Origin of the sequence: Lactococcus hircilactis (assembly GCF_009601015.1) — a bacterium.
GTDB lineage: Bacteria > Bacillota > Bacilli > Lactobacillales > Streptococcaceae > Lactococcus > Lactococcus hircilactis.
In genome coordinates this window covers 91893-104313 of the sequence record NZ_WITJ01000008.1, presented here as the reverse complement: position 1 = coordinate 104313, position 12421 = coordinate 91893, and the positions used below count along the sequence as shown (strand labels likewise).

Annotated in this window: 13 protein-coding genes, 1 tRNA gene and 1 other RNA gene; 12 read left to right on the top strand and 3 right to left on the bottom strand. The window is 37.5% G+C overall.

From position 1 onward, the window contains the following. Positions 1–40: 40 nt before the first annotated feature. The 5 genes from GHI93_RS06975 to ssrS all read left to right on the top strand — a co-directional run bounded on the left by GHI93_RS06975 (position 41) and on the right by ssrS (position 5879). The gene (locus GHI93_RS06975; RefSeq protein WP_153496336.1) at positions 41–1870 is read left to right on the top strand and encodes a PTS mannitol transporter subunit IIBC; all 1830 of its coding nucleotides are present in this window, start codon (positions 41–43) and stop codon (positions 1868–1870) included. An 85-nt stretch (positions 1871–1955) separates the two neighbouring features. After that, positions 1956–3881, top strand: coding sequence for a BglG family transcription antiterminator (locus GHI93_RS06970; RefSeq protein ID WP_153496335.1), 1926 nt, complete (start codon positions 1956–1958; stop codon positions 3879–3881). A 1-nt stretch (position 3882) separates the two neighbouring features. After that, entirely contained in the window at positions 3883–4314 is a 432-nt protein-coding gene (locus tag GHI93_RS06965; protein WP_153496334.1) for a PTS mannitol transporter subunit IIA, read from the top strand. A 102-nt stretch (positions 4315–4416) separates the two neighbouring features. Continuing rightward, positions 4417–5571: a mannitol-1-phosphate 5-dehydrogenase gene (locus GHI93_RS06960; RefSeq protein WP_153496333.1), complete on the top strand. Its 1155-nt coding sequence runs from the start codon at positions 4417–4419 to the stop codon at positions 5569–5571. A gap of 117 nt (positions 5572–5688) precedes the next feature. Then, a non-coding RNA gene (gene ssrS, locus GHI93_RS06955) (6S RNA) lies at positions 5689–5879 on the top strand. 179 nt (positions 5880–6058) lie between these two features. On the opposite strand, the gene GHI93_RS06950 is transcribed toward ssrS, so the two are convergent. Next, entirely contained in the window at positions 6059–6871 is an 813-nt protein-coding gene (locus GHI93_RS06950; protein WP_153496332.1) for an alpha/beta hydrolase, read from the bottom strand. Between the two features lie 545 nt (positions 6872–7416). Between GHI93_RS06950 and GHI93_RS06945 the strand changes: the two genes are divergently transcribed. Together GHI93_RS06945 and GHI93_RS06940 are read left to right on the top strand one after the other, a co-directional pair. Next, the gene (locus tag GHI93_RS06945) at positions 7417–7881 is read left to right on the top strand and encodes a hypothetical protein (protein WP_153496331.1); all 465 of its coding nucleotides are present in this window, start codon (positions 7417–7419) and stop codon (positions 7879–7881) included. A 105-nt stretch (positions 7882–7986) separates the two neighbouring features. Beyond that, positions 7987–8166, top strand: a complete 180-nt coding sequence (locus GHI93_RS06940; protein WP_153496330.1) for a bacteriocin — start codon at positions 7987–7989, stop codon at positions 8164–8166. A gap of 65 nt (positions 8167–8231) precedes the next feature. Here the strand turns inward: GHI93_RS06940 and GHI93_RS06935 are convergent, their stop codons facing one another. Further along, positions 8232–8702, bottom strand: coding sequence for a DedA family protein (locus GHI93_RS06935; RefSeq protein WP_343030338.1), 471 nt, complete (start codon positions 8700–8702; stop codon positions 8232–8234). 119 nt (positions 8703–8821) lie between these two features. Between GHI93_RS06935 and GHI93_RS06930 the strand changes: the two genes are divergently transcribed. Together GHI93_RS06930 and GHI93_RS06925 are read left to right on the top strand one after the other, a co-directional pair. Next, complete coding sequence (locus GHI93_RS06930; protein WP_153496329.1) at positions 8822–9160, top strand: helix-turn-helix domain-containing protein; 339 nt, start codon at positions 8822–8824, stop codon at positions 9158–9160. 34 nt (positions 9161–9194) lie between these two features. Continuing rightward, positions 9195–9704, top strand: a complete 510-nt coding sequence (locus GHI93_RS06925; RefSeq protein ID WP_246177056.1) for a GNAT family N-acetyltransferase — start codon at positions 9195–9197, stop codon at positions 9702–9704. Between the two features lie 18 nt (positions 9705–9722). Here GHI93_RS06925 and GHI93_RS06920 read toward each other — a convergent pair whose 3' ends face one another. Continuing rightward, complete coding sequence (locus GHI93_RS06920) at positions 9723–10445, bottom strand: epoxyqueuosine reductase QueH (RefSeq protein WP_153496327.1); 723 nt, start codon at positions 10443–10445, stop codon at positions 9723–9725. A 144-nt stretch (positions 10446–10589) separates the two neighbouring features. Between GHI93_RS06920 and GHI93_RS06915 the strand changes: the two genes are divergently transcribed. The 3 genes from GHI93_RS06915 to GHI93_RS06905 all read left to right on the top strand — a co-directional run bounded on the left by GHI93_RS06915 (position 10590) and on the right by GHI93_RS06905 (position 12359). Further along, positions 10590–10662: transfer RNA gene (locus GHI93_RS06915), tRNA-Lys, on the top strand. Between the two features lie 150 nt (positions 10663–10812). Next, positions 10813–11991: a pyridoxal phosphate-dependent aminotransferase gene (locus GHI93_RS06910; RefSeq protein WP_153496326.1), complete on the top strand. Its 1179-nt coding sequence runs from the start codon at positions 10813–10815 to the stop codon at positions 11989–11991. After that, positions 11988–12359: an HIT family protein gene (locus GHI93_RS06905; protein ID WP_153496325.1), complete on the top strand. Its 372-nt coding sequence runs from the start codon at positions 11988–11990 to the stop codon at positions 12357–12359. The genes GHI93_RS06910 and GHI93_RS06905 overlap by 4 nt, the downstream gene beginning before the upstream one ends. The last annotated feature ends 62 nt before the right edge of the window (positions 12360–12421 follow it).

Here is a 12421-nt window from a genome sequence, read left to right as displayed (position 1 = left end):
ATGGGATTATAGTAATGATTTATAAAAAAAGGAGATTCAAATGGCTGAAAAAGTTAGTTTGAAAGTGAAAGTACAGCGTTTTGGTACTTTCTTATCAATGATGGTAATGCCTAATATTCCGGCATTAATTGCTTGGGGATTTATTACTTCCCTATTTTTGACACCTGGGGGCTGGATTGTTTCTATTTTTCCACACTCGGTGGGATTCACTAAAGAAATTGCAAACGTCATTGGCCCAATGCTCGGCTATATGATTCCGATGCTGATTGCTTATACGGGTGGTAAAAATGTTTATGGTGATCAACGTGGCGGTGTTGTTGGTGCGATTGGTGCTTTTGGTTGTTTTGTTGCTGCTGAAATAGGTCCTGGGATTCCTATGATTTTAGGAGCCATGATTGTAGGACCTCTTGGAGGTTGGGTACAAAAGAAATTTGATAACTGGGTTCAACCTCATATCAAAACAGGACTTGAAATGTTAGTGAATAACTTTTCAGCTGGTTTTATTGGGTTGTTCCTTGCGGTTATTTCTTATAAAGTGGTAGAACCATTTGTTAATACTTTTACAAATCTTGCTCACGATGGTGTTTCAGTTTTGATTAATGCTCATTTGATTCCATTGGCAAATTTATTTATTGAACCTGCAAAAATTTTGTTCTTAAATAATGCAATCAATCATGGAATCTTGACACCTCTTGGACTTGAGCAAGCCAAATCAGCAGGTAAATCGATTCTCTTCCTTTTGGAAGCAAATCCTGGACCTGGTCTTGGTATCTTGCTTGCATTTTGGTTGTTTGGTAAAGGGTCAGCAAAATCTACTGCACCTGGTGCGATTATTATTGAATTTATCGGTGGGATTCACGAAATTTACTTCCCATATGTCATGATGAAACCTGCACTTTTCCTTGCTGTTATGGCTGGTGGTGTGTCAGGAACATTCATGAATAATATCTTGAATACTGGGTTGGTTGCTCCTGCAGCGCCTGGATCAATTATTGCAATTTTTGCGCAAGGTTCTTCTCCAGAGGCTGGCGGCATCATGAACTTTGTTAAGATTTTGATTGCAGTTGCAGTTGCTGCTGCCGTGTCATTTGTTGTGGCTGCTATTATTTTACGTCATGATAAATCTCTAGTTGATGATACTGCTTTTGCAAATGCACAAGCGGATGTGGCTGCTGACAAAGCAGTTTCTAAAGGACAAACCGTTTCATCTGCACAAGGCCCTTCTGATTTTTCAGCAATCAAGCATATCATTTTTGCGTGTGATGCTGGGATGGGATCTTCTGCGATGGGTGCTTCAATCTTACGTAATAAAGCTAAAAAATCTGGATTACCTCAAGATGTCACAAATGTTGCGATTGCGAATTTGAGTGCTGGAGCTGATACGATTGTGGTCACGCAAAAAGAATTGGCTGCGCGGGCAGAACAAAAAGCACCAGATGCTGTTCGTTATCAAGTAGATAACTTCATGAGTTCTCCTGTTTATGATCAAGTCATTGCAGCATTGACAGGTGCTTCAACACAAGAAGTAAAACCAGTTTCTGAAGAAGAAGCGTTGAAAATCGATTCTGAAATCGATTTGAATCAAATTGATGAAGTCATTTTTGCTCATCAGCCCGAACACATGGGTTCTGCTACGATGGGTGTTGAAACAGTGCGTGCCATTTTCCGTAATCACGATGTGAAAATTCCTGTTTCTGAAGTTGAGTGTATTGGTCTTGGCGCATTTAATAATGAAAATATCATGATTGTGACGACACCAGAATATACTGAAAGTGCGCGTTCTAAAGCTCCTAACGCACAACATTTGTCAGTGGAGAGCCTAATTACAACGCCAGAATATGACAAAATGGTCGCCCGGCTCAACAAATAAGTCAGGTGTAAAAAATAGTTCTGTCAGCACTGACAACTTTTAAAAATGTTAAAATAAAAGGGAAGACATTTTCAGGAGAATCGGTATGTTAGTAACGAGTCGGGAGCAAAAGCTCATTCACGCGTTTTTGAAAAATGGAAATTTGACCATTTCAGAAATGCTTGAGTTGACAGGAACAAGTCGGCGAACACTTTATCGTGATTTAGAGCGATTACAACAGTCACTGCCTGCAGACGTTAGTTTGCAGACTTCTGACGAAGGTTATTTTCTTGCAGGAGAGCTGTCAGTACTGACACAAATGCATGAATTAGTTGAATTTACAGCGCAAGAGCGATTATATGGCGAATTGTTGCTGTTATTTACAAATAGAGCCTCTATTATTTCCATCAGTGATGAATTTGGGATTTCACAACCTACTGCTACGGCAGATTTGCGGATGATTGAAAAAATGCTTTTAGAAAACGAGCTGTTATTAGAGCGTGAGCATGGATTGAGGGTAAGCGGAAGTGAAGAAAAAATCCGTTCCATCATGACCTCGGCACTCTATCAATCGACTTCTATTGCGGAGATTTTAAAAAATCAATTTCAATCGAATAAAATTTTGAAGTTGATTGATCTGAGTCAAATTGAACAAGCGCGTGCGATTTTTGATCGCATTGATTTACCTGAAATTACAGATAAGGCGTTAACATTGATGCAATGCTTTTTGGCGGTGAGTTTGCTTCGGTTGCAGCAAAATCAGACGATCGATAGTAATAATAAGCGCCGTCCAAGTAAACAAGCTTTAACGTTTGTTCAAGGACTGGCACGCTTGTTGCCGATGATTTTCAGTATCTCAGAAATTACTTATTTGGCTATGGTGTACGATACTTTATACTTTGGCTTTGGACGTGATGTACTGTTTATTGAAAAGTTTGACACTGATTTTTCTTATAAAATCCGTCAGTTAATTGTAGGAGTATCTGAACAAACAGGGTTGCCTTTTGGAAAAGATGATCATTTGTATGGTTTACTTTATGCCCATCTGAAGGATACGGATATTTTACCGACCTTATTTGAAGTCAAACAAGACGAGTTCATCACAAGTGTGGAGGAAAATAATCCCAACATCATCGCGGCGGTCAAAACTCACCTCACTCAAGTTTTTGGAAAAAATTTTTCGATGCGAGAAGTTGCTTTTGTCGCCTTACATTTTTTGGCTACATTAGAGCGAAGCGATTTAGTCATGCCGCTGCGTGCGGCATTGGTGACCAGTCGAGGATTCATTTCATGTGAATTTTTAATGAGTAATTTAAAGAAAAATTTCCCATTTTTAAGAAAAATTGATCTGATTCAAACGACACAAGACTTTGATAAAAGTTACTACGATGCTGTATTTACAACAGAAAAAGAACTGGATTATATTTACGTCAATCGAAATTTAGAGCAAAAAAATCTTGATGAAATTCGCCATCAATTGCGAATGATTCAACAAAATACTTCTGTCAGAGCTGACGATAATCAAAAAAACATTGTCAATCTGAATCAATTGTTCACGATTAGCACAACGCTCATCAATTCATTTAGTATTGACACGCTTGATAATCTGTCAGTACTGACAGAAACGATCAGAAGTGTTGTGAGTATGACACAAAGCACTGACAAAGCTGCGCTTAGAAAACTTTTGGAAAAACGATTTGAAGAAACGCATTTGGCGATTCCTGAAACTAAGATTGGACTATTTCACGCAGTACACGAGTCGATTGAAACACCGCTTTTTAAGATTTATGATCTAAACCAAGAGGTTGAAGTCATCGGGATGAATCGAAAAAAAATGAAGATCAAGCGCGTGCTTTTACTCTTATCACCGCCGTCTGTCAGTACTTACGCAACTTATCTGCTCGGAAAAATTTCAAGTTCGATTATTGAAAATAAACTTTATACAACGATTTACGATTCAGGAAATGAGGCAGTGGTCAAAGAATTATTGCGGCAAATCATGACTGAAGCGATCAGAAAATACGGAGAATAACATGGAAATTCAAAAAAATTTGATTCAACTTAATCAACATTTTAATACGAAAGAAGAAGCCATCACTTTTTGTGGGCAATTACTCGTCGATGGAGGATATGTGAACCCAGAATATATTCCTGCAATGATTGAGCGTGACAAAGAACTCTCGGTTTATATGGGGAATTTTATCGCCATTCCTCACGGAACGGATGCAGCAAAAAAAGAAGTTCTGAAAACAGGGATTGCGATTGTTCAAGTGCCTCGTGGCATTGATTTTGGCACAGAAGAAGATCCAAAAGTAGCGACTGTGCTCTTTGGGATTGCAGGGGTTGGAAATGAGCATCTGGATTTGATTCAGAAAATCTCGATTTTCTGCTCGGATGTGGATAATGTTGTTAAAATCGCAGATGCACAATCTGTTGATGAAATCGCAAGCTATTTTGCAGATTAATTTGTAAATCTTGGCACAAACTTTTGTGTCAAGTTTTTTATTTACAGTCCATCAGAAAAGGCTTACAATGAGAGTATAGAAAATAAAAAGAGGATAAAAATCATGAAAAAAGCAGTACACTTTGGTGCAGGAAATATTGGACGTGGATTTATTGGTGAAATTTTGAACCAAAACGGATTTGAAGTGACATTTGTAGATGTTAACAGTACCGTGATTGATGCACTTAATGCGCGTCATGCTTACGAAATTGGAATTGCGAGTCCAGAACACGAAAAAATTGCGATTTCAAATGTTTCAGGAATCAATAATAAAGAAAATCCAGAAGCTGTGGTTGAAGCAATTGCAGCAGCAGACATGGTCACCACAGCGATTGGTCCAAATATCTTACCTTTTATCGCTGAGTTATGTGCAAAAGGAATTCAAGCCCGTCGTAGTGCAGGAAATACTGCAGCTCTTGATTTTGCAGCGTGTGAAAATATGATTGGTGGGACAGCGTTCTTATTTGAAAAAGTTTCTGAATACCTCACCGCTGAGGATCAAGCTTTTGTTGAGCGCTACATCGGATTTCCTAATGCTGCGGTTGATCGCATTGTTCCTGGTCAACATCACGAAGATCCATTATATGTTGAGGTCGAACCTTTCCACGAATGGGTTATTGATGAAAGTCAAATGAAATCAGAGCTTCGTCTTGAGGGAGTTCATTATGCGACAGATCTTGAACCCTTTATCGAACGTAAATTGTTCTCAGTCAATTCTGGACATGCGACAGTGGCTTATAATTCAGCATATAAAGGCTATAAAACGATTCTTGAAGGATTGCAACATGAAGAAATTCTTGCGGCCCTCAAAGCCGTTCAATCAGAAACGCGCGCTCTTTTGCTTGCAAAATGGGGAAAATATTTTACCGCTGAAAGTCTCGTTGAGTATCACGATGTGATCATTTCTCGCTTTGCAAATCCAGAAATCGTTGATGATGTCACGCGCGTTGGCCGTACACCAATTCGTAAACTCGGCTATGATGAACGCTTTATTCGCCCGATTCGTGAACTTAAAGAGCGTGGTTTAGGTTACGCTGCTCACTTGGATGTTGTTGGAAAAATCTTTGCTTACGATGATAAAGAAGATCCACAATCAGTTGAATTACAAGAAAAATTAACTTCGTCAGCACTGACAGATGTGATTAAAGAAGTCACAGGAGTGACAGATGAAACATTGATTGAGGAAATTAAATCCGTTGTTAAAAAATATGCAAAATAAATAAAAAATTCCGTTTGAAAAAACGGTTTTTTTACACGCATTTATCCATGATAAAAAATTAAAAAAACCGTTTACAGTTGAAAAAAAAAAGAAATCATGGTACTATAGAAGTATAGAAAAGCACTGGAATGTGCGAGCTTACTCTTTTAATTGACCGACTATTTTTTGTATTGCATAGGGGTTCATGAGACATTCTGAGGCATGCATACCTTTTTAAGGGAGTAGCCTATACAGAAGCGAGAACACCCACCTGGCTTTTGAGCGGGTTCAATACGTGAGTGAGTAAACGGCATTCAATCAGTGTTTTTTATTGTCGCAAAAAGAGAAATAAAATCCGATAGCATCCCCTCTTAGATCTATTAAAGGGACGAAAAAAACTGTCAGTACTGACAGCATAAAATTTTAGGCTGTATATCATTGATAGACAGCTTTTTTGATACAAAATGAGGCCGATACATGTGCGACTCCAAAACTATTTATTGAGGGATTAATATAATGTATGGAAAATATAATCAATCACTTCTTGGTTTTCTGTGAGTTGATTGTGTTGAGCATCGCTTCCATCGAAGATCTTTTCAGTATAGCTGCCCACTTCATTTTTGTATATTTTACGACTTGCAAGTGCGCTAGTCAAAGGGACGACACCATCACTGTCATTTTCATCATTTCCAGCAATCGAGAACATTCTTAAGTGATGCGGAATTTTTGATTTTTTACGAATCATTTGCTTTAGCTGGTCTGTTTCAATTAATGCAGCTCTATTCGGATAAGGATTTGCATTTTCATCAAGATAATTATAAGGTGTTGCGATTGTAATGAGGTTTTGCATTTGCGAATCTGATGTTTGTGCTTCATTTTCTAAAAAAAGTGTCCAAACCAGTCCTCCATTGGAATGACCTAGCGCATTGTATGATTTAAAAGAATAGAGTTGATGGGCCTTTTTCATCGCGATTTCGGTCCATTTTGCTTGTTCAACCACTCCGTTTTCAGAACTATCTGAGAAACTAATCACAATAAAAGGATGACTGGAATTTTTAGTCAAAGAAGAGGTGCATTGTGTCGTGCCATCCGTGTTAACATTGATTTTTAAAATTCCTCTCTGTCCAGTTTTTTTCATTAAATCATTCATAAAAGTATCGAAGCGATCCCCATCTGCATCGGTGCCAGGGATGAGTATAAAAGGAACTTGTTTTTGATCTTCTCTTTGTTCAGCTCGATATTTTATAGCATCATAGGATAGTATCAGTGATAAAATAAATAGCATTGTCACGACAACAATTATCATTTTTTTATGCTTCATTTCTTCTCCTTTTTTTTCATTTACATTTATCATACTCTTTTTTTATGTAAGTTTCTATTCTTATGATTATTCTCATCGTGATATTGCACCTGCACCATTTGTTATCTTACCGAGTGATTTGCTTGAAAATTGGATCGCTGTCATTGCTCAGTTGATCATAAAAACAGAAAAAAATCATCTCTCAATAGAAACTAAAGCTTTGATAAGGTTGTTCTTTTTTATGAAAAAAACTGTCAGCACTGACAGCATAGACTTGTCAGCACTGACAAAAAATTGTATCATTTGTTGTTCATTTTTGTCACGGTTCTTTTCAAAAAACTTTGTTATAATTAATCTTGCAGCATCTATTATTCACTTATTCTTGTAGAAAAAGCTCAGTCACCGCTGGGCTTTTTTGATAAAATGAGATTTATTTTAAAATATCAGAATTTAACGATTGAGATTTAGCTTACGATAGTGTAAAATGAAAGCAGAAGAAAACAAAATTTAGATTTTTTTCGTGGCAACTGACAAAGCAACACAGAAGTGATAAGATGAGGGATGTTTTGGAGAAATTAATCACACTTTTAGAACTTATTGGAGCGTGGATTCTTTTTGGTGCACCCTTGTTCCAATCTGTTACGGAATTATACGAAGAACTTGAAAAAAGAGAAAAATTAGTCACTGTCATCAATCAGAATCACACCGATCAGGCGATAAAAAAAGTCTCTTTTTGGTGGTGGCTTTTTCCTCCAATCAAGATTGCGCTAGAAAAAAAGAAACTGCGTCAGATTAAGAAAATGACCAATCATCAGCTTTCAGAGGAAACAAAAGAAGCGCTTCATCGCTTATCACTCAAAGCAAATGGTTGGGCTGGTGTTTCACTTGGGGGCTGGCTTGTCGCGGTTTCTACCACATGGGAATTCGTCCAATCAGACCACGATGCGCTAAGAAAATGGTTTTTCCTGGTATTTTTGGGCAGTTATATCAGTATTTTTCTGATTTTTAAAACATTTCGTCATAAAAAATGAAGTCTGAATTGACTGACTTTCACAAATAAATCCAAGCCAATTTCATTGACCTGCTTTTAAAAAAGACTCACGTCACAGACGTGAATTGACAAAAAGGAGAATAAGATGGTAAAAAAAGGGGAATTGATTGTATTAGAAAATGGACAAAACGCAACCGTTGTTGTCGATCCAAAAAAATACAATCATATTTATGTTGTAGAACTAGAAAATCATGATGTGAGAGTGGTTGATAAAAAATCCCTCGCACTTATGCTTTCACTCCCGCATGGATTTGATTTGAAATAAATAAAAATGAATCAGTGTGATAAAACCGTCCATCGCATTGGCGTTTCTCATGGAAAGCTTCTCATTTAGTCATCTACTTTATATCTTTTGGCCACAAGTGCTCCTAAAAACCAAACCAAGATCACCACGATGAAAACAGTGATCCAAAGCCCCAAAGCGCCGTTGATGAGCGCTTTAAAAAGAGACAGCCCACCAAAAGCATAGATGAATGCCCAAATCAAATAGCCTGGAAGTGCAGCAAGTGTATATTTGTACCAGTTTAAGTCCATTAGACCAGCACCAATTTGAATGACCGATTGTAATCCAATCGTTAAAAAACTGAGTGAAATGATCGGCCAGCCATATTTTTTGAGCATCAGAATGCCCACTTGATTCTTTTGATCTAGTTTTTGACCAAAAGTCGTTTTCAAAATGCCTTTATGGATGAATTTTCCAATCCAAAATGTAGCTTGCGCTCTACAAAAAACCACAAAAAATAAAAATAATGTAGCCAACCACAAAGGGAGTTGAGCAATCCAAGTCAAAGTATTTTCCACGTGCGTTTACTCCTTTTATTCATGTATTCATCATAACATAAATCCGAAGCATTAATAAAGCACTTCATCTGAAAAGAAGAAACATCAACGCTTCTTCACTCATAAAAAGGAGGAAAAAAATGTCACTCACATCAGAACGCATCAAACAATCTCGCAAAGATATCGGACTTACTCTTCAAGAATTAGGAAACTTATTGCAAGTGAATAAAGGCACAATTTCAAAGTGGGAAAAAGGGGTAAATACCCCAAAGCTTGAAACCATTGCACGTTTGGCTGAATTTTTAGAAGTCGATATGGGGTATCTTTTAGGGAGTCAAAACGAGCGGAGGATCATGTCTTTGACAGAGTTTGTTGAATCCACAGAAGAAAATCAATTGATTTATCATTATCGTCATCTGACCCAAAATAATCAAACCATCTTAAAACAACTCGCAGCATTCATGGTTGAAAATCAATAAACCATAAGCAATGAAAAATGGAGAAACAAAAGAAATGAGAATTAGAGCATTAGAACGAACAGACTTAAAAAATATTCATATCATTGATAATAAAGCTGAAACGATGCGCTTGTGGTTTGAAGAACCGTATGAGTCTTTGGATGAATTAACAAGTTTATATGATAAACATATTCATGATACGCATGAGCGCCGCTTTGTCATTGATTTGGAAGGTGTTTTTGCTGGAATTGTAGAACTAGTAAGTATCGATTATATTCACCGCAATTGTGAGATTCAAATCATCATTACTGACAAGTACTCCGGATTAGGATATGCACAGCAAGCACTGAAAAAAGGAGTGGATTATGCTTTTCATACGTTGAACATGTATAAAGTGTATTTATGGGTAGATGTAGATAATAAAAAAGCCGTTCATATCTACAATAAATTGGGCTTCAGTATTGAAGGAACAATTAAGCAACAGTTTTTTGCAGGCGGAAAATACCATGACTCTTATTTTATGGGAATTTTAAAAGAAGATTATATCCATCAAAAATCAAATTAAAAAAGACAGGACGTCTTTTTATTTTGAAGATTTTAAAAAAGCAATCGCATCGCGATTTTGAGCCTTTAAATCAATGCTTTGTTGCTTGGCAGCATAGATACAACCACAGTAACATTGCCGATAAATAGCGTAGTCTTTACACATCTCGACAGAGCGTTTATAGCCATTGTTTTTCTTGAAGTCACTGGGTAAATAATGGACATTATAAATTTTCTGAATGTCCAACCCGATTTCATTGATGAGTTGGCTATTTTTCATTGGAGAAATTGTGAGTGCACTTCCAAAGTAGTCAAAATCGAGTGCTTTTGCTTTTTGGGCGACAAGATCAAGTCGCATTTGAAAACATGAAGCACATCGTTTCCCACCTTCTTTTTCATTTTCAAAATGATTTTCTCGAACCATTTTCACAAAAAGATTGGGGGTGTACGGAGCTGCGATAAATTGGACGTTTTGGTTTGTTTTTTGATTAAACTCTGAAATAAATTGCGCTTGAACAAATTTGCGGCGCTCATACTCACTTGCGGGATGAATGTTTGAGTTGGCAAAATAAATCGTCACCTCAGCATACTGTGTTAAATACTCTAAAGCATAAGTACTACAAGGCGCACAGCAGCTGTGAAGTAAAATTTTTGGACGAATGTTTTCTTCTTGCCAATTTTCTTTAACTTTTTGAAAAACTTTATCATAATTGACTTTCTGGGCAGGATTCATCCGATTGAGGATGTCTAAACTATCTTTCATGATGGACCTTTCTTAAATGATGTATCTAAATTATAACAAAATTTAGAAAAGAAAAAGAAAAATTTCACGTCTTGACATGAAAAAATACTTGCATTTTATTCCAAAAATGGTAAAATAGATGAGTACGTTCTTTGAACGAAAAATGGCCCGGTAGCTCAGTTGGTAGAGCAGTAGACTCTTAATCTATGGGTCCAGGGTTCGAGCCCCTGCCGAGCCATCACCTTTCTTGAGTTTGTATTTTCAGACTCACTCAAAAAAGCTAATCTACTAAGGTTAGTTTTTTTTATTAAAATAAGCTGTTAGAATCGTGAAAATAATCAGAAAAAAGGATATAATAGAACGCAAATAGATTTTAATTGGAGGCATTATGGATTTAACAAAAAAATTTAACCCAAATCTCGATAAAATTGCAGTATCAATGATTCGTCAATTTGATCAACAGGTTTCAAGTATTCCTGGAATTATTAAGTTGACCTTGGGGGAGCCAGATTTTTATACGCCAGAGCATGTAAAACAAGCAGGAATTGCAGCGATTAATGCCAATGAGAGCCATTACACTGGGATGGCAGGATTGCCCAAATTGCGCGAGGCAGCAAGTGATTTTCTGGCGAAAAAGTACGATTTGCATTACGACGCAGCACAAGAAATTTTAGTGACGGTGGGTGTGACAGAGGCCATTTCTGCGACGTTATTGTCAATTTTGGTGCCTGGAGATGAAGTTTTGATTCCTGCACCAGCTTATCCTGGCTATGAGCCACTCATTACGCTCGCTGGTGGAACTTTAGTCGAAATTGACACAACAAGTAATCAATTTGTTTTAACGCCTGAGATGCTTGATTCTGCGCTTTTGGCACATGCTAAAAAAGTAAAAGCGGTTATTTTGAATTACCCCGCAAATCCAACAGGTGTCACATACAGCCGCGCGCAAATTCAAGCGTTGGCAGAGGTTGTGAAGCGCCATGAGATTTTTGTCATTGCTGACGAAGTTTATAGTGAGTTGAATTACACCAACGAAGCACACGCTTCTATTGCTGAATTTGCACCCGATCAAACGATTCTATTGAACGGTTTGTCAAAATCACACGCAATGACAGGGTGGCGTATTGGATTAATTTTTGCTCCGTCAGTACTGACAGCACAGATTATAAAGACCCATCAATATTTGGTGACCTCAGCGTCAACTCAATCACAATTTGCAGCGATCGAAGCACTCCAAAAAGGGCAAGACGACGCATTTCCGATGAAAAAAGAATATCTAAAGCGCCGCGATTACATCATTGCACAGATGAGTCAACTTGGTTTTGAAATCATCAAACCAGATGGTGCATTTTACATTTTTGCAAAAATTCCAGCAGATTTGATTCAAAATTCATTTGATTTTTGTGTGGATTTTGCAAAAGAACAAGCGGTTGCAATTATTCCAGGTGTAAGTTTTGGACAATATGGCGAAGGCTATGTTAGATTGTCGTATGCCGCCTCGATGGAGACGATTGAGCAAGCGATGAGCCGACTCAATGCTTATGTCACAGGAAGACGAAACGCATGACTTGTATATTTTGTGAAACGCATGATGTTTTATTTGAAAATGATACTGCAAAATGTTTTTTTGATCACTATCCTGTTTCAAAAGGGCATCTGTTGATTGTTCCAAAACGACACGAAGCCAACTTTTTTGAACTCAGCAGCCAAGAAAAACACGACATGGACGAACTTTTAGAGCACTCTAAAACATATCTTGATGAACACGAGCATCCCGATGCTTATAATGTTGGCATCAACGTCGGAAAAGCAGCTGGACAGACCGTTTTTCATTGTCATGTCCATTTGATTCCGCGCTATACCAATGATGTTGAAAATCCCATAGGCGGTGTCAGAGGCGTGATTCCTCAAAAACAACATTATCAGTCAAAATAATTTCTGTCAGTACTGACAGAAATACAAAGTAGGGATTCCAATTAACGACTCACAGATGGCGA

Bases quoted from the DNA above. Each gene is read 5' to 3' on its own strand.
- GHI93_RS06975 (WP_153496336.1), top strand. From the start codon at position 41: ATGGCTGAAAAAGTTAGTTTGAAAGTGAAAGTACAGCGTTTTGGTACT.
- GHI93_RS06970 (WP_153496335.1), top strand. From the start codon at position 1,956: ATGTTAGTAACGAGTCGGGAGCAAAAGCTCATTCACGCGTTTTTGAAA.
- GHI93_RS06930 (WP_153496329.1), top strand. From the start codon at position 8,822: ATGTCACTCACATCAGAACGCATCAAACAATCTCGCAAAGATATCGGA.
- GHI93_RS06965 (WP_153496334.1), top strand. From the start codon at position 3,883: ATGGAAATTCAAAAAAATTTGATTCAACTTAATCAACATTTTAATACG.
- GHI93_RS06910 (WP_153496326.1), top strand. From the start codon at position 10,813: ATGGATTTAACAAAAAAATTTAACCCAAATCTCGATAAAATTGCAGTA.
- GHI93_RS06925 (WP_246177056.1), top strand. From the start codon at position 9,195: ATGAGAATTAGAGCATTAGAACGAACAGACTTAAAAAATATTCATATC.
- GHI93_RS06940 (WP_153496330.1), top strand. From the start codon at position 7,987: ATGGTAAAAAAAGGGGAATTGATTGTATTAGAAAATGGACAAAACGCA.
- GHI93_RS06960 (WP_153496333.1), top strand. From the start codon at position 4,417: ATGAAAAAAGCAGTACACTTTGGTGCAGGAAATATTGGACGTGGATTT.
- GHI93_RS06950 (WP_153496332.1), bottom strand. From the start codon at position 6,871: ATGAAGCATAAAAAAATGATAATTGTTGTCGTGACAATGCTATTTATT.
- GHI93_RS06920 (WP_153496327.1), bottom strand. From the start codon at position 10,445: ATGAAAGATAGTTTAGACATCCTCAATCGGATGAATCCTGCCCAGAAA.
- GHI93_RS06905 (WP_153496325.1), top strand. From the start codon at position 11,988: ATGACTTGTATATTTTGTGAAACGCATGATGTTTTATTTGAAAATGAT.